Annotated in this window: 15 protein-coding genes; 3 read left to right on the top strand and 12 right to left on the bottom strand. The window is 50.0% G+C overall.

All coding sequences use genetic code 11. The features are described from left to right. Positions 1-1,361: 1,361 nt before the first annotated feature. The 6 genes from AC5JMP_RS14110 to AC5JMP_RS14085 form a co-directional block, all read right to left on the bottom strand. Positions 1,362-2,939: a flavin monoamine oxidase family protein gene (locus AC5JMP_RS14110; protein WP_495852111.1), complete on the bottom strand. Its 1,578-nt coding sequence runs from the start codon at positions 2,937-2,939 to the stop codon at positions 1,362-1,364. Positions 2,940-3,024: 85 nt separating this feature from the next. Next, a complete protein-coding gene (locus AC5JMP_RS14105) occupies positions 3,025-3,579 on the bottom strand; it encodes an NUDIX hydrolase (protein ID WP_495852110.1) in 555 nt (184 codons plus the stop codon). A 109-nt stretch (positions 3,580-3,688) separates the two neighbouring features. Continuing rightward, entirely contained in the window at positions 3,689-4,210 is a 522-nt protein-coding gene (gene folK / locus AC5JMP_RS14100; protein ID WP_495852109.1) for a 2-amino-4-hydroxy-6-hydroxymethyldihydropteridine diphosphokinase, read from the bottom strand. A gap of 4 nt (positions 4,211-4,214) precedes the next feature. Beyond that, a complete protein-coding gene (locus AC5JMP_RS14095) occupies positions 4,215-4,454 on the bottom strand; it encodes a 2Fe-2S iron-sulfur cluster-binding protein (RefSeq protein ID WP_495852169.1) in 240 nt (79 codons plus the stop codon). Positions 4,455-4,511: 57 nt separating this feature from the next. After that, positions 4,512-6,011, bottom strand: coding sequence for a cobyric acid synthase CobQ (gene cobQ / locus AC5JMP_RS14090; protein ID WP_495852108.1), 1,500 nt, complete (start codon positions 6,009-6,011; stop codon positions 4,512-4,514). Between the two features lie 123 nt (positions 6,012-6,134). Continuing rightward, the gene (locus tag AC5JMP_RS14085; protein WP_495852107.1) at positions 6,135-6,608 is read right to left on the bottom strand and encodes an Npun_F0494 family protein; all 474 of its coding nucleotides are present in this window, start codon (positions 6,606-6,608) and stop codon (positions 6,135-6,137) included. Between the two features lie 307 nt (positions 6,609-6,915). On the opposite strand from AC5JMP_RS14085, the gene AC5JMP_RS14080 reads away from it, so the two are divergent. Both AC5JMP_RS14080 and AC5JMP_RS14075 read left to right on the top strand, forming a co-directional pair. Then, positions 6,916-7,383: a bis(5'-nucleosyl)-tetraphosphatase gene (locus AC5JMP_RS14080; RefSeq protein WP_495852106.1), complete on the top strand. Its 468-nt coding sequence runs from the start codon at positions 6,916-6,918 to the stop codon at positions 7,381-7,383. Between the two features lie 179 nt (positions 7,384-7,562). Further along, positions 7,563-8,141: a phycobiliprotein lyase gene (locus AC5JMP_RS14075; RefSeq protein WP_495852105.1), complete on the top strand. Its 579-nt coding sequence runs from the start codon at positions 7,563-7,565 to the stop codon at positions 8,139-8,141. A gap of 425 nt (positions 8,142-8,566) precedes the next feature. Here AC5JMP_RS14075 and AC5JMP_RS14070 read toward each other — a convergent pair whose 3' ends face one another. The 6 genes from AC5JMP_RS14070 to AC5JMP_RS14045 form a co-directional block, all read right to left on the bottom strand. Continuing rightward, positions 8,567-8,920, bottom strand: a complete 354-nt coding sequence (locus AC5JMP_RS14070) for a DUF1257 domain-containing protein (protein ID WP_495852104.1) — start codon at positions 8,918-8,920, stop codon at positions 8,567-8,569. A gap of 159 nt (positions 8,921-9,079) precedes the next feature. Further along, a complete protein-coding gene (gene ycf46 / locus AC5JMP_RS14065) occupies positions 9,080-10,588 on the bottom strand; it encodes a stress-responsive protein Ycf46 (protein ID WP_495852103.1) in 1,509 nt (502 codons plus the stop codon). 102 nt (positions 10,589-10,690) lie between these two features. Beyond that, positions 10,691-11,038, bottom strand: coding sequence for a slr0373 family blue light stress response protein (locus AC5JMP_RS14060; protein ID WP_495852102.1), 348 nt, complete (start codon positions 11,036-11,038; stop codon positions 10,691-10,693). A 382-nt stretch (positions 11,039-11,420) separates the two neighbouring features. Continuing rightward, complete coding sequence (uraH, locus tag AC5JMP_RS14055; protein ID WP_495852101.1) at positions 11,421-11,792, bottom strand: hydroxyisourate hydrolase; 372 nt, start codon at positions 11,790-11,792, stop codon at positions 11,421-11,423. Positions 11,793-11,838: 46 nt separating this feature from the next. Beyond that, a complete protein-coding gene (locus AC5JMP_RS14050; RefSeq protein ID WP_495852100.1) occupies positions 11,839-12,531 on the bottom strand; it encodes a GntR family transcriptional regulator in 693 nt (230 codons plus the stop codon). Between the two features lie 284 nt (positions 12,532-12,815). After that, complete coding sequence (locus AC5JMP_RS14045; RefSeq protein ID WP_495852099.1) at positions 12,816-15,278, bottom strand: HAD-IC family P-type ATPase; 2,463 nt, start codon at positions 15,276-15,278, stop codon at positions 12,816-12,818. Between the two features lie 215 nt (positions 15,279-15,493). On the opposite strand from AC5JMP_RS14045, the gene pyrR reads away from it, so the two are divergent. Continuing rightward, positions 15,494-16,048: a bifunctional pyr operon transcriptional regulator/uracil phosphoribosyltransferase PyrR gene (gene pyrR / locus AC5JMP_RS14040; protein WP_495852098.1), complete on the top strand. Its 555-nt coding sequence runs from the start codon at positions 15,494-15,496 to the stop codon at positions 16,046-16,048. Positions 16,049-16,171 lie beyond the last annotated feature (123 nt).

Genomic DNA, 16,171 nt, shown 5'->3' with positions numbered 1-16,171 from the left:
TCTCTAAGTTATATCGCTTCCACATTTCACGCTCAAACTTTAATCTTTTACGATTCGATGCCCCTAACCCACTGTGATGCTTTACTGATGCTTCACTGTGCTGCCCTGTAAATAGTAAGCTGCCCTGTAAATAGTAAACAGTTGCTCAGTCAAAAATCTGGCGATCGCCAACCTGACTCAACTTGTCTAAGTCTGATTCTGTGAAATACCCTAACCTTGCGCAATGCAACCGTTGTTAGACTTGGTAGGAAGCACATTCAATTCTCATCATTTTAAAGGTGACAAGGTATACAATACTTCCACGTCGCTAGGTATTCATATCCCAATTAAACTTGCTGAATAGTCATAAGACAGTAGCCCTAAGCTAGAGATTTCCTAAGTCTCTAAAATTTCATATGCAATTCCCACTCCAATAATCTGATCGCTTAAAATAATTGACTAATCTACACTTTTGAGTAGAAATAAATTACAGTAGATCAAAAATTCGATCGTGCCAGTAGCCAAGAGCTGAGACGTTAAGAAGCTTTTTAAGAAATTTAGTAGGCTCTACTCCACCTCCACTGAACGTTTTGGCAGATTAAGCTCTCTACCGATAAAATCTACTTCAATACATCATTCTTCGCAAGATGGATTTGTGATTGTGGGATACGAATCACATTAGAAATGGCTTGGTTTTGTATAAAGTTTACTATTTCCGTACAAAGCTCTAGCTTTAGAGCCAGTCTAGGCATAACTTGAGAACCTACATTTAGGCATCTCCAGGGTCTCAAAGATTTTTCTGATGCTTGAAGGATCTTGGATTTCGATCGGCCTGTGGTGTTTACCACCCAATCTAATCGGCTTCTCAACCCCATCAAATATCACTTGGCGATGTAAAACCAGTTGGGTCTAAGGACTCAAAAAATTTCATGAGGATGCCCGTTCTTATGAAATTTTTAGTTGCTAGGCTCACTATTTTTTGATATCTCATTTTGATATTTCATATATCCTAAGTCCGATCGTAATCTATGATTAGGTCGTTCACTGAGTGCCATCACTAGCTTACACAAATGTCTAATCTGTAGAGATTCATTCTGTCCAGCCTTTGCAAAAAACAGCTGAGAAACTGAATGATTTTACGACTTTTGGCGCTTCCTCTATGCTACGTATAAGTTACTTTGTGGGTAAGTATAGCCCTACGTAATTGAGTTAGGGCGAGTTATTTTTTGAGAGCCGCGCGGAGCGCGGCTCTCAAAAAATAACTCATTGGATCTAAGCGCGTAGCGCCATACACCAGAGATCGATCTTCATTTCCAAGGGACAGCTTAAAAGATTGATTGAAGGCATCTACATTAGACCGCCCGATCTGTAAAAGGGTTACCCTATGCCGCAATATTTCCTAACTGACTGAGAATGCCTTGGGCGACTTGCTCAGCCGTTTCACAAGCGCCATTCATATAGCCTTGAGAACCGAGAGAGCAATGTTCTCCAGCAAACCAAAGATTGCCGACTCGCTCAGATTCAACCCCGCCCATTTGAGTCCATTGTCCAGGCAGATAGCAGGCATAGGAACCCAGTGCATAGGGTTCGTTAGCCCAAATCGATCGCATTGCCTGACCCCGCTCTACCTGAGCAATCCCTGGGAATATTCGCTCTAAGTCATCTGTCAGCTTCCGCGCCTGATCTTCAGGATAACCGTTTGCCAATGCTATTCCCGCCTGTCCGCCCCGCAAATCTGTGACCCAACCTCCTGGCAGAGTCGAGTAGCGGGCACTCTCCCAAGTGTTCTGAAAGTCCAGATCAGTATAGACGCTGATCGTAGAGCCATAGCGCGATCGCCAAATCCTCTCCCGATAAGGGACGGCAAGCTTACTGCTAGTGCCATAGCCCAGCTCAGCGATCGCTTTTTGTTTAACAGACGGCAAATCAACTGCCAGATTAACCTGGCGCAAAGTCGTAAAGGGCACCGTCAAAATAACCTGATCGTAGGTGCGATCGAAGCTGGTTGATCCCTGTCTGAGGCTAACCTCGTAGCGGTTGTCCACGAGCCGTATCGACTCCAGTAGGGTGCCTGTGGCAATTGTTCCTTCTAACAGTGCCGCTAACCGTTGGGGAATCTGCTCATTGCCACCCACAACATGATATCGCTCATCGCTCACGCCGTAGGTGCTCCATTTACCGACTTCAGCGCCAATGAGGAACAGCATATTGAGACAAGATTGAGACTCAGCATCACGCCCAAACTCAGTCATATAGGCCACCCGCACAAGCTGATCGATCACGGGATCAATCGGCTCGATCGCCAAATACTCTGCTAAAGAGAGGCGATCGAGCCGCACGGCGTTAGGGTTAGGATTGCGATAGGTGATCGCTCGATCGCCCAGCCTTCGCAAATCTTGGGCAATACGTTGGGCAAGCGGTGAGAAGGCCTCTGCCACTTGAGCCTGAGTAATTTTTCGTCCTTGGAAATAAAGAATTTCTGGCTCTAAGCCGAGATCAGCCGATCGCAAATCTGCCAGCTCTAAGCCTAGCTCTGCTGCCAGCGATCGGACTGCCGTGTGGCGAGAATCTATAAACTCGCCCCCCAATTCCACCACGTCGCCCAATTCACCGCGTAGACTACGTAGCCGTCCGCCCGTCCGATGACTCGCTTCAATCAGCTCTACTGGAACACCCGCCTGTCGCAATCGATAGGCAACCGTCAGACCCGCAATACCTGCACCTACGATCAGGATTTTTGCATCTCTGGCGGAATGAACGGAATTAACTGGAAATATTGGGCGCTGTCCCAAACGGGGCAACAATCCCGTCGCGGCAATTCCTCCTAGCACCTGCCTTCGGGTGATGAGAGTGCGATCGCTCAGGTTTGTAACTTCGGCGATCGGAATTTGTGCTTTATGAGAAATTTGAGCCGCTTGGTAGGCTCGACGCAGTAAATTGGCTAAAGCACTCTTGGACATAATTCAGGAATTAAACAGAACTAAAGCTTAGGCTAGTGAGGACACTGCCTCCAGCCTAAATTCTAGGAGTTAATTCAATTCCTGTCTAAAGCATAGACAAGAAGGGGCGCGCCAGAAAAAAGCTGGAAATAGATTTAGAATCGATCGGTTCTCCAGCTAGAATCGCCTGCTCTAGCTCTTGAGGAGTTATCAAAACAGTCTCGATATCTTCGTCCTCATCTTGCTCAGGCGGCGTTTCCAGTTTTTCCAAATCGAGTGCCAGAAAAGCGTAAATCACCTCATCTGAATAGCCCGGAGCCAGGAAGAACTTACCCAGCGTTTGCCACCTGTGGGCGCGATAGCCCGTTTCTTCTTCAATCTCGCGCCGAACGGTAGTTGCCGCATCTTCGCCAGGTTCTATCATCCCGGCAGGAAACTCTAGCAAACGCCCCTGCGCCGCAAAGCGGTACTGCCGTACCAACACCAGGCGACCATCGGCAGCTATGGGCACTGCCAGTGCTCCCCCCGGATGGCGAACGCATTCCCAATCTCCTTCAGCCTTGTTGGGTAAGCGCAAACGGTTGACTTCAAAGCTAAACTTACGTCCGCGATAGAACAGCTTTTGTTTGAGCAGTTGGGGAGGTTCGGGACCAATGGGCATAGTTTCAGGTCAAATAAAGGAGGACGAGAACCAGATATTAGCTCTAATCTGCTCGCAGAACAATTGAGGGACTGAGTGACTGACTCTTTTATTTCAGAATTCTTGTATTTCAGACTTTCTTGATTTCAGAACAGTCTACCTGCTTCAAGAGATCTGCGATCGATTTTCCTGAAATCGGCTCTACCCAATCTGCCGCGATATCGGCAAGGGGGGCTAAGACGAAAGCGCGATCGCCCATGCGCGGGTGGGGAATTTGCAGATGGGGCTGCCGAATGATCAGGTCATCAAACAACAACAAATCTAGATCTAGGGAACGTGCCCCCCAGCACTCTTGCCGTACCCGTCCAAACTGAGTTTCAACCTTAAGCAGCACATCCAAAAGTTCTCCTGGCGATAGCGTCGTGGTTAAGAGGGCGCAAGCATTGAGAATATCGGGTTGAGGCGGCCCGATCGCCACCGTTAAATAAAAAGGAGACTTTGCTAAAAGCACAATGCCTGGAAAATCAGCTAAAGTCTTGAGCGCTGATTCTAGAATGGCAAAAGAGTCGCCAATGTTGCTGCCTAGGGCGATCGCCACCTGATGATCTTCCAGTGCAACACGTGACTCATGGACGAGGCTGCTTTCTCCCATGAGCCTACCAGGTGGGATCAACATAAAGATTAACAACCAGCGGATTTTGCCCTGCTGGAATGGCGCTAATGCAAGCACAAAGGCTGCTCCCATCCCCTAGCTCAACTTCGCAGGCATGGCAAGACCCCATCATGCAGCCCGTCGGGATAGAGAGACCTGCGCGATCGGCAACCTGCAACAGCGGCTCTCCCACCTCTGCCGTCACAGTCACATTGTCCGGTAGAAAATGCACCTTAACGCTCATCATGAAAACTCTCAAAAGAATCTGTTGACCCAGCTATTGACCCAGCTCTTGATCCAGCTATTGACCCAGCTGTTGCAAAATGGGAGACAGATCTAGATGGCTGCCTACCGCATCAGCTAACTCGTCTAGCATCGTCTCTCGTTGTTCACGGTAGTTGGAAATGCCAGTTGGCAAAGACTTCAAGCCGCGCTGCTGTCGCAATCGATTCAGCCATGCCCTTCTCCAAGGTCCGTTATCAAACAGCCCATGGAGGTAGGTGCCCCAAATTGACTGGGTGATATCGACGACGCCAATATTGGCATCGTCGAACAGCGCTTTATAGCCCGGAGTTCCACCGCTCTCTGCCTCAGCATCCACCAGATGGCTACGTCCTTGATGGATTTCATAGCCCGCCACAGGCAAACCTACCTGGGGAAAGTTGGAGGTAACGAGCCGCTGCCGCGCCACCTTCTGCCCGGTGATCACAGTTTTTAGCGGCAAAAGACCCAGCCCTTTGTACCGCCCTTCCTGCCCTTCCAAACCCTCTGGATCGGCTAATAGCTTGCCCATCATCTGGTACCCACCGCAAATGCCCAGCACAGTGCCACCTGCTGCCGCATAGTTTTGGATGGCTTCCGCCATGCCTGTGCGCTGCATTGCCACCAAATCGGCGATCGTCGTCTTAGAACCGGGCAAAATCACGGCATCTGGATAGCCCAGCGTGTCTTTAATGCTGACATATTTAACGCTCACCGTTGGCTCAGACTCCAGCGGGTCAAAGTCTGTGAAATTGGAAATGCGAGGTAGACGAATCACTGCGATCGTCAAGTCGCTGTTGACGTTACCTGGAACGCGATCGGTCAACGACAGCGAATCCTCTGCCGGAAACACCTGATCCAGCATAGGAATGACACCCACCACTGGAATTCCGGTGCGCTCCTGCACCCAATCAATCCCCGATTGCAGTAGCGCCTTTTGCCCTCTGAATTTATTGATAATAATGCCGCGCACTAATGCCCGTTCTTCAGGTTCAAGCAGCTCCAACGTTCCAATAATGTGGGCAAACGCCCCACCGCGATCGATGTCTACGACCAAGAGCGTCGGCGCATTCAAGTAGCGAGCCACCCGCATGTTCGTCAAGTCTCGGTGCTTCAGGTTGATCTCAGCCGGACTGCCTGCCCCTTCGCAGATGATCAGGTCATACTCTTCTCCCAATCGCTGAAGCGACTCCTCGATCGCCTGCCACCCTACCTCAAAAAAGCGATCGTAATACTCAACTGCGCTGACCCGACCCGCCACTCGACCCTTGAGAATTACCTGAGAAGTCATGTCTCCTTGAGGCTTTAGCAAAATGGGATTCATTTCAACGCTAGGAATAATTCCAGCAGCCCAAGCTTGTACCGCCTGAGCATGACCAATTTCGCCTCCTGAGTTGGTAACGTAGGAATTGAGCGCCATGTTTTGCCCTTTGAAGGGCGCAACTCGCCAGCCCCGCCGACTCAAGATGCGGCATAGCGCAGTTGTAACCAGCGACTTCCCAGCATGGGACGTAGTTCCGACAACCATGATGGCTTTCATCAATGAAAATCTCCGAGGGCTAGGGGGGGATAATATCTTAAGCAGAGCAACCGCTTCTGGATACGGTGAGATGAAGGTTCCAGAGCGATCGCCATATTCGCCACGTTTGTCACAAAAAGCTGTCTAGAATTGCACCCAGCTAGGCAACCGTGCCCACCGACTCAAGGCATTCTGGAGACGATCGCTTAAGGAGGGTCGAGAGTGCATCTGACCCCGGAGCTGCCACCGCTCTAGAAGCTGATGTCCTAAGGGCGTTAGCCGAAAGCTATCGGTCAAACCTTGTCCATCGACCTCTCGCCGCAATAAACCTACTTGAATCAACCATAACAAATCACTCTCAGCCGCAAGCTCAATCACAGGGCGATCGGTGTAGCCGTTTTGTAAACCAGCCTTTGCAGCGATCGCTTTTAGCTCTACGCTTTGATGCTGCATGGCAATAAACAACGGCAGCTTAAAAGGAGTGCAACGTAACGCGCGTTCCGCTCTTTCTACCGTAAAGCGAGAATATGGAATAGGCTGAGTTGCTTTGATCGGCTGAGCTGCTTTAACGGGCTGATCAAGCTGGGGTGTGGACTGTTCAGGCGTAATAAAAGTCATGAAGCAGACTGCGAGAGTAGGGAAAGTAGCTAGGCAATAAATTCAAGGAGAGTCTTGAACAAGAAAGTTGGTATAAAATTTAGTGTCTCCTCGACTATTTTATGCTGTTTCTCCAAATCAGCTCTAAATCAGCTGAACAACTTGAATTAGCGGTACAGCCCGTATCAGAAATCCAGCAAATTTTGGCGAATAGTTGAAGAGCTTACACAAGCAGTTAGGAGCATTGCTTAACAAGGGGGATAATTTTTTGCTGGAAGAGAGGCACTCTGCACTCCTTTCCAACAAAAAATTATTCTAAAGATTAGCAATGCTCAGTTGGGTAAACGAACGGTTTGGCAATTTGAGCATGAAGAAAAAAGATGAAGCCTTCGGAATTGTGCCAATCTGGCGGCAGCCAGAGGGCGATCGCTTTCTACTCATTCAGCATTGGGCAGGACATTGGGGATTTCCTAAAGGACACGCTGAGCCAGGGGAGACGGCGATCGTGACCGCCTGTCGGGAATTTGAGGAAGAGACAGGCATTAAGACCTACGAAGTTATAGATGCAATTTCTTTCACCGAAAAGTACAGCTTTAGCCGCGAAGGACAAACGATTGAAAAGACGGTCACTTACTTTCCTGCCTTTGTGCAAACCTTAGCTGTGACCTGTCAAGAACAAGAAATTCAGGCTTTTGCCTGGGTGACCTTTGACGATGCCACTCAAAAAATCACGTTTGGTCAAGCGCGACAGCTTTTAGTAAGAGTCAAAGAATATTTGCAGAATCACGCACTATAGTCAGCTGAGAGAACCGGAGTTACAGCTCTGCTAGGCTATCTGCTCCGTAAGATAGATTCTGACTGTATTCAGGTGGAATATGGTAGCCTTAGGGCAACCCATATTAAGAATAGTAACAGACTTAGAACGTCGATCGCATTTTATGATGTTGCTCTCAAACCTATTTAGAGGAGTAGTCGATGACCCTGCCCATCCAGTCTGTTCACCCCAGTCAGTCTGTCCCAACCCTTGAGACTGCTTATCAAGCAGCAAGCGATGCTCTGATCGCGGAGTTCTTTCAGCGATCGCAGGGAAAGTGGCATTCTGATCGTCGCTACTACACTCTGCCCAACGGAGATACGAAAGAAATAGTGAGCTTGATTTCTATTCGGTTTCTGATGCACGGCTGTGAAGAGCTGCGATCGCTAGCTCGAATGCACAAGCTGGAGGATGAAACGATCATGACCTGTGGCGCAGAGGTCATTTGGGACAGCGCTGACTCGGTTTCCGGTAAAAAACAGTCTCAGGGTTCTACATTGTTTGGTGCAAAGTCAGATATCTTGTACCGCGATCGCGGCTTTGCAACTCCAGATCCCGTTACAGCGCAGTTTTACTTTACTCATCCAGAAACGCTCTGTCTGCGCACAGAGTATAAAGGTTCAACGTTTGAGGAGGAACTGAAGTTGATTGGGCAGCAGTACCGCACCCGACAAACTATCATTACTCGATCGGGCGAACAGCAGATGATCGGGCAGTACCTGGAAAAGCGCATGAATTAGAAAGTTTGCGATATCGCCCAGATTACCTAAAAGTTAGAGGCTGAAATTACTTACTAAACTAACTTAAGCCAGCGATTCTCACTTTAAAGCAAAGCCTGAAAAAAGCCCGCCTGCGGCGGGCTTTTTTCGGACTTTGTTGGGGGAGTTCGCGCCCTGCGGGCGCGAACTCCCCGATGTGAGCTTCATAGCAACTTGGTTTGAAAGTCTTGTAGGATGGACATTTTGCCTGCCCAGATTCGGACGGGCAAGATGCCTGTCCCACGTAGATCAAGAGCTTTAGGAGAAGAGTTGCACATCGCATTAGTCAGGACTGCTGGATTTAAGCCTCATGCTTTGACTGAAGTAGAAAAGCTAAGTTGTAAGCATCAAAAAGCGAGCTGATCCCTAGTTGGATCAGCTCGCCGATTTGGGAACGCTAGAAGGGACTAGTTTTGCAGAACCAACTGAACGTTAGCATTTTGCAAGCCGGGGCGCTTCACTTCAGCCAAGGTCTTGTTGACAGCATACTTCTGGTTGATAGAGTTGATCAACTCAGTCTGGTTATGCTTTTTAGCAACGCCCCAGAGGTCAGCGATCAAGTCGAAAGAACCGTCAGCATTGCGAGACCAGCCCAAGTCATATTCGCCTTCAAGAATAGCGACGATGTCAGAGCGAACGCGCTGACCGTTGTAGCCACGAACATCTGCTTCGGTCTTAACAGAGATGCCCAGATCGCGAAGTGAAGACTTCAGGATTTCAGCGTCGGTGATCTTGGTACGCAGAGTGCTAAAGTGAGACATTTGGGATTTCCTCCAGTAGAGAAGTTGAGAAAAACAACAACGGTATCAGAGTAGGTAGTGCCGCACGGTTCAGCGGTTGGAATGCCAACGAATACGGCTGTGTCAAACTGCTAGCCCTAGGCTAGCCTTTCCCCCTGTTGGGAGCAGGGGAGAAAGCTTTTAGAACTCCATCCGCTGATACTCAGCGACAGAGGCGGCGGCAGGTCTTGCTCGCTGTCTTGCCCAATCTCTCAGGGCTGTGACCTGCTCACTCATGGTTTTGGAAAGCGGCATGGTGGCACGCATTGCGGCAATAATGTCCAGTTGGGTGAACTCTCGCTCCTGGGCAAATGCTTCGTACATTGCGGCAATTAGTGCCTGCTCAATCTCCGCTCCCGAAAAACCTTCACAAACTTTGACCAGTTGGTCGATATCAAAGCGCTCCAGTTCACGGTGGCGCTTAGAAATGTGAATTTTGAAAATCTCCTTGCGCTCGTCTGGCGTAGGTAAATCAACGAAAAATATCTCGTCGAATCGACCTTTTCTGAGAAACTCTCCAGGCAGACGCTCAACTCGGTTGGCAGTTGCCATCACGAAGACAGGAGATGACTTTTCCTGCATCCAGGTCAAGAAGGAACCAAAGATGCGGCTAGAAGTACCGCCGTCAGAGTCGGCTGAACCCGTGCTGCCCGCAAACGCTTTATCAATTTCATCAATGAATAAAATCACTGGAGAAATAGATTCAGCCGTTTTCAGCGCATTCCGTAGATTAGCCTCCGATCGCCCCACCATAGAGCCGTCGTAAACCCTGCCCATGTCTAGCCGGAGAAGAGGCAACCCCCACAGACGAGAAGTGGTTTTGGCAATTAATGACTTACCGCACCCAGGTACGCCCAGAATCAGCATTCCCTTTGGCTGAGGCAATCCGTATTCCCTCGCCCGCTCGGTAAAGGCATTCGATCGCTGTCTCAGCCAGTGCTTCAGCTCCTCTAGCCCCCCTACGGCATCTAGAGTCTCATCTTCTTCAATGTATTCAAGAATGCCATTGCGTCGGATGAGTTGCTTCTTTTCAGAGAGAACGATGTCTACTTCAGCTTCCGTTAAACGCCCCGTTGTGACCTGTGCCTTGCGATAGACTTTCTCAGCTTCGTCTTTCGTAAGACCTAGAGCCGCCTTCAAAAGCTTCTCCCTCGTTTCAGTCGTGGGTCGTCGGTTGCGAGTCTGCTCCAACTGCTGAGTCAGCACCTGGTTCAACTCAGACAGATCCGGCAAGGGATAGTCCAGAACGGCAACCTCTTTCTCTAGCTCAATAGGAATACTTTGAACAGGAGACATAAGAATGATCGTTTTGTTCGTTTCTTTGAAACTAGCGATCGCATCTCTCAACCACCGAGTAACCGCAGGTGAGTCAATAAAAGGGTGCATGTCTTTGAAGACAAAAAGCCCTGGCTCACGCTGTCGAATAACCCACTCCACAGCAGCTTCTGGTGAAACTGTGTTGTGCTGAGTGACGTTTCGTGGCTGCCCATACTCAACAATTCCGTGGGTGACTGTCCAGATGAAAACCTTTCTTACAGGCTTCATCTGAGCAATTGCTGCGATCGTCTGCTCAGCCCGCTCCTCCTCGGATGTAACAAGATATATCAAAGGATATTGAGCCTGAACTAGAACACTAAGCTCTTCTTTCATGACAGACCTACCTAGAGACGGTGCAGACGCTGCGTGGCTAAACTGCGAAACGTATCACTCAACACCCCAAACTGTGAACAACCTAACCTTGCTAAATGGTGCCTAACAAGGAACCAGCTCTTCCTCGCCTTGCTGACCGATGTCAACATGACTGTGAACCTCTACGAGAGACGAATCAACACTGGGTAGAAGCCCTGACTGCTCCCTTAGAGCAATCATCTCGCCATCACGCAATACTAAAGAACTCACGCACTCAGGACAGCTGTAAATCCGGTGAGACTGCCCATGGAACGTTTCAATCTCATCCACCACGTCTGAATGAGTCAGGTAAAACTCGATCGCACGTTCGGCGATTGCAGACATAGGTTCTAACTCCACCGCCGAGCGAATTTTGAGTTGACGGTGTAAATCTGGAGTGAGATAAAGAGTAACTTTTTGCTTGTCTTGCATAACGACTACATGGTTAATACCCGGGTATGAATGAAAGAATAGTGCCTATGCTGGGAAGCTGTCAAGACAGCAAGACGCTATGACGGCAATATCGTTACATTCGTTAACACTTGCATGGCATTACGTAATTGAGTTAGGACGAGTTATTTTTTGAGAGCCGCGCGGAGCGCGGCTCTCAAAAAATAACTCACTGGATTTAAGCGCATAGCGCCATATCTTCTGTATTGCTTAATCGGGGATAATTTTTGTGGGAGAAAAGCGCAAAGTGCCTCTCTCCTACAAAAATTATCCCTAAAATCAGCAGAGCCGATATTCGCAACTCAGAACGCTGCTAACAGAAAGCGGTAAGCCAAGCAGGAAGAGATTGGAGTTCAGCGAGTCTTTAGCTGCCGCGATAGGTACTGTATGACCAGGGAGAAACCAAGAGCGGAACGTGGTAATGGACGGTGATATCGGCAATGCCGAACTGTAGAGGAATGCGATCGAGAAACGGAGGATCAGGCAAGCCCTCAGTCTGTCCAGCCCATTGTCGGGCAAAGTATTCTCCCACGCTGAACGTCAGTTCATAGATTCCCGGTTTCAGTTCGTTTTCAGAGAGTAGGGGGGCATCGGTGCGCCCATCAGCATTGGTATAGACCGTTTTGAGCAGGTTTTTTTCACCTGATGAATTGATTAAAGCAAGAGCGATCGCAATTCCAGATCCAGGACATCCGTGAGAGGTGTCAAGTACGTGAGTGGTAAGTTTGCCAGACATATTTTTTAGCTGTAGATTTTGCTGAAGGCTGGTTTTGTTTGATAGCTTATTCAACTTGATAGAAATGTTCGACTTCTTGAACAACTCTTACTTTGCTGGTCATTAAATGTCTTTGCATAGCAGCAGCAGCAGCCTCAACATCACGGTCGGCAATCGCCTGATAAATTTGTCGATGTTCTACCCGGATTTCTAAAACCTTTGGATTTTGGCGGGTTGTCTGTGCCCTGAGTAACGTCATTTTATCGAACACCTGATCCAGCAGCGTTACTAGCCATGGGTTTCCTGAACTGACGGCGATCGCATGATGAAATTGATAATCCAAGTCTAAAAGCTGAAAACTGTTTAGCTCTGAATCAGGACGTTGCATCAGTTTCTCGGCTTGCAGTACATAACGTTCGATCATGTGCAGCTCCTCAGCGCTGGCATATTGACAAGCGCCCAAGATGGAAACCTGCTCTAGCCCCATTCGGCAGTCATATAGATGCTTAGTGTCTATCACAGAAATAGAGGTAACGCGCAATCCTTCCTGGGCATCGCCGATAATCAAGCCCTCCCGCTGGAGCTGCCGCATAGCTTCACGGATGGGAGTCCGGCTAACCTGTAGCGCCTGAGCTAGGTGAGTTTCAACTAGGCGATCGCCGGGAGCAAGTCTCCCAGACAAGATATTGGTTCGCAGAGCTTGATAGGTTTGTTCATGCAGCGATTTACTGCGACGGATAGGTTGTGAAGACAGGCTCAAAAGCTAACTTCCTCTTAACGGCAAGGGGGGACTACCATCAACTGCGCATATAGCAACCGCTAAGGCGGTTAGGACGGGGACATTTTGGGTGGGGCGCGAAGCGCCCCACCCAAAATGTCCTAAGCAAACTGGCGACAGCTACACTGTATAAAATTTTGGATGTATACCAAGTGCAGTATACAGATTAGCCTCTCAGATTTTTGTGATACGTAATACTCAAGTAGTGGCGTGGAAAGGCATGGTTCTGACCCAAATAGCTGACTTTAGGCTCAGTATCTTTATGTCTAACTCAAATCCACACCCAAGAACCGATCGAGGAAGCGCGATCGCCAGAGAAATCGCTGAATCAGACACCACTCCAGTGCCACCAGCCCGATAAAGAAATAGTTCACGGTTCCTAGAGGATACAGCTCGAAGAAGCGGCGCAGGGGTGGAACCGAGACGATCAATAAATAGACTCCTAGTAAAACCAGAGAGACGATCGTATAGCGCCAGTCGCCGCTCAGGGGTTCGCCACCTACCCAGGCGGTCGTGGGCGGCTTCAAAAAAGGAATTAACAGCAGCTCACCCATAACCAGAATGGTCACTAGGGCGCTACGGGGGATAGCGTGATCAATTTGGGCTGGGTCGAGTCCGGGTGGCAGCTCCAGCACGGCAACCACCAGATAAAACAGATAGACCAGCAGCGACACAACCGTCAGCGACAGAGTCGTGGGAATAATGAAATGCAGCATCGATCGCAGCATCGTCCGGCGCGGCATCACCCCCGGCTTTGCCCAGATGGGGATGCACATGGTGGGAAAGCCTACGCCAATCAGGGCAACGATCGCGCTTTGCTTATTCTGGAGCGGAAAATTGTCGGTGACGATCGCCGTGGCAAAAATGAGCAGCGTCACGCAGATGGTTCGCACCAAGAACAGCTTCAGCACATCCTGAATGCCGTTACGAATCCGCTGCCCTTCTAGAAAAGCTTTGGGCAATGCCCCAAAAGAATCCTTGAGCAAGACAATATCTGCGACTCCTCTGGCTGCTTTACTGCCGCTTTCCATGGCGATCGCCAAATTAGCCTGCTTCAGCGACAGCACATCATTCACCCCATCGCCAATCATGGCAATATAGCGCCCTGACTTACGAAGTACCGACACTAGCTGCGCTTTCTGCTCAGGCGTAATCCGACCAAAGACCGTGTAGGCGATCGCCGCTTGGGCAAACTGCGCCTCGTCCATTTCTGCTAGCTGCATTCCCGAAACCAGCCGCGCCTCCGCTAATCCTGCCTGTTTAGCAAGAGCTGCCACCGTCTGCGGATTGTCGCCAGAGATAATTTTGACTTCGATGCTTGCCTGGGCAAAACCTTGTAGCGTCTCGTAGGCTTCTGGGCGCAGCTCGTCGCTGAAGCGCAGGATGCCCAGCGGCACCAGGTCAATCGGCAGATAGGGCGCTTCACTATCCTGAATGGCTAGGGGATTGGGACTGTAAGCAAACAGCACCACTCGCAGCCCTTGCTCAGTCCCCGCCTGAATGTAGTCCTTCAGTTCAGCATCTAGCAAAATGTTGGCAGTCAGCATTTCTGGGGCACCGAGAACATACACCCCCCGCCGATCGCCCTGATCGAAGGCTAAAGCACTCCATTTGCGGGCTGATGAGAAGGGAACTTCAGCCTTGGGAGCTAATATTTGTCCGGGGCAAACTTGGGCGATCGCCTGACTGGTGCGGTTGCCTGCCGTGGCATTTGCTGCAAAGTCTCCCAGAAGCGATCGCAGTTCTGCCTCGCTGATGCCAATGGGCAACACCTCATGCAGCAAAATATTGTTGGTGGTCAGCGTCCCAGTTTTGTCGAGGCAAAGCGTATCGACATTGCTAAGAGATTCGACGGCGTTTGCCTGCTGAATCAGCACATCCTGCCCTAGCATCCGCACTGCCCCCAGCCCATAGGAAAGCGTGATGGCGATCAGCAGTCCGGCGGGCACCAGTCCGGCAACAACGGCAGCCCGTTGGGCGATCTCGTTGGGTGGATAGGAGCTGCTGAGAAAGCTGATGCCCACCAGCGTCCATAAAAAACAGGCGATCAGCATGAAGACGCGAATCACTAGATTAATCTCCACCTGGAGGGGAGTGAGCGATCGCCGATAGGCTCTAGCTCCCGCAACCAGCTTGTAGGCAACGGTTTCGCTGCCCACTTTTTCGGCTTCGTAGTACGCCGTGCCGCTGACGCAAAAGCTGCCCGAAAAAACGGGAATGCCCGACTGCTTGGGAATGTGATCGGATTCACCCGTCAGCAGAGATTCATCCACCTCCATGCGCCCACTACCCACGACCGAGCCATCTACCAGGATTTGGTCGCCCGGTTGCGCCACCAGAATATCGCCCCGGACAATGTCGCTGGGGTCAATGTTGCGCTGGATACCCTCACGGATTACTGTGGCTTTCGGACGGCTGAGCAGAGCAATGCGATCGAGCTGCCGTTTCGCCCAAATCTCCTGGTAGATGTTGACCAGCACGCCGCCAAAAATGACGATCACCACTAGCACGGCATCGCCTGCCCGCCCTAGCTTGAACATGACCAAGCTGATAGTTAGGAAAATGCCGTTGATAAACGTGAATAAATTCTCTTGAAAGATTTGGCTATAGGAGCGACCCGTTTGCAGCAGGGCATTGTTGCCGTGACCCGCCGATCGCTGTTGTTCGACCTCACGCTCTGATAGTCCCTGTAGCTCAGGAGCAAGGTTCATCTCTGCGGAGTGACTCATGGTTCAATAGCGCTTGAAAATAATGATGAGTGGGCTGCTGCTCTCCAGCATAACGTCTACTTTCCCAGCCTCAAGAGAATGCCTAAACGGGTGGGCGATCGCTTTAAAGAGATTCACTAGATTTGGCAGATAGATTCACAATTCCCACAAACAGAATCTATTAAACAAGCTAGGAGATAATGAGAGCTACGCGCACTCTAGCCTACGCCAGACCTATGCCACCCAAACTGGTTGAAATTCTCTCTGCTGATGAGATTCGTCGTACCTTAAACCGTCTTGCTTCCCAAATTGTTGAGCGATCGGGAGATCTCTCAAATCTGGTGCTGGTCGGTATCTACACAAGAGGGGTGCCTCTGGCGGAAATGCTGGCGCGGCAGATTGAAATCCTGGAGCAAAAGCAGGTGGCGATCGGATCGTTAGACATTACCTTTTACCGCGACGACTTAGACAAGATCAACTTGCGAACGCCCGAAAAAACAGATATGCCCTTTGATTTATCTGGCAAAACCGTGATCTTGGTGGATGATGTCATCTTTAAGGGGCGGACGATCCGAGCGGCATTGAATGCCGTCAGCGAATATGGCAGACCGGAAGTGATTCGGCTGGCGGTTTTAGTCGATCGCGGGCACCGAGAAGTGCCGATTCACCCAGACTTTACAGGCAAAAAGCTCCCCACCTCCAAGGACGAGAAAGTCAAGGTTTACCTCCAAGAACCCGACGGACGAGATGCCGTAGAGCTGATTCGCGCCAGCAATCTGTTGAAGGAATAAGGGGAGATGGGGAGATGGGTGGATGGGAAGATGGGTAGGCGGGTGGATAGAGAGGGTAAAACTCATCCACTCATCCACTCATCCACTCATCCACTCATCCACTCATCCACTCATCCACTCATC

The organism is Drouetiella sp. (assembly GCF_059504425.1).
The sequence above is the reverse complement of the archived record's forward strand: the minus strand, read 5'-3'. Positions and strand labels throughout refer to the sequence as shown.

Bases quoted from the DNA above. Each gene is read 5' to 3' on its own strand.
- AC5JMP_RS14060 (WP_495852102.1), bottom strand. From the start codon at position 11,038: ATGCAAGACAAGCAAAAAGTTACTCTTTATCTCACTCCAGATTTACAC.
- AC5JMP_RS14075 (WP_495852105.1), top strand. From the start codon at position 7,563: ATGACCCTGCCCATCCAGTCTGTTCACCCCAGTCAGTCTGTCCCAACC.
- folK (WP_495852109.1), bottom strand. From the start codon at position 4,210: ATGGGAGAAAGCAGCCTCGTCCATGAGTCACGTGTTGCACTGGAAGAT.
- uraH (WP_495852101.1), bottom strand. From the start codon at position 11,792: ATGTCTGGCAAACTTACCACTCACGTACTTGACACCTCTCACGGATGT.
- cobQ (WP_495852108.1), bottom strand. From the start codon at position 6,011: ATGAAAGCCATCATGGTTGTCGGAACTACGTCCCATGCTGGGAAGTCG.
- pyrR (WP_495852098.1), top strand. From the start codon at position 15,494: ATGCCACCCAAACTGGTTGAAATTCTCTCTGCTGATGAGATTCGTCGT.
- AC5JMP_RS14070 (WP_495852104.1), bottom strand. From the start codon at position 8,920: ATGTCTCACTTTAGCACTCTGCGTACCAAGATCACCGACGCTGAAATC.
- ycf46 (WP_495852103.1), bottom strand. From the start codon at position 10,588: ATGAAAGAAGAGCTTAGTGTTCTAGTTCAGGCTCAATATCCTTTGATA.
- AC5JMP_RS14105 (WP_495852110.1), bottom strand. From the start codon at position 3,579: ATGCCCATTGGTCCCGAACCTCCCCAACTGCTCAAACAAAAGCTGTTC.
- AC5JMP_RS14085 (WP_495852107.1), bottom strand. From the start codon at position 6,608: ATGACTTTTATTACGCCTGAACAGTCCACACCCCAGCTTGATCAGCCC.
- AC5JMP_RS14080 (WP_495852106.1), top strand. From the start codon at position 6,916: ATGCTCAGTTGGGTAAACGAACGGTTTGGCAATTTGAGCATGAAGAAA.
- AC5JMP_RS14095 (WP_495852169.1), bottom strand. From the start codon at position 4,454: ATGAGCGTTAAGGTGCATTTTCTACCGGACAATGTGACTGTGACGGCA.
- AC5JMP_RS14045 (WP_495852099.1), bottom strand. From the start codon at position 15,278: ATGAGTCACTCCGCAGAGATGAACCTTGCTCCTGAGCTACAGGGACTA.
- AC5JMP_RS14110 (WP_495852111.1), bottom strand. From the start codon at position 2,939: ATGTCCAAGAGTGCTTTAGCCAATTTACTGCGTCGAGCCTACCAAGCG.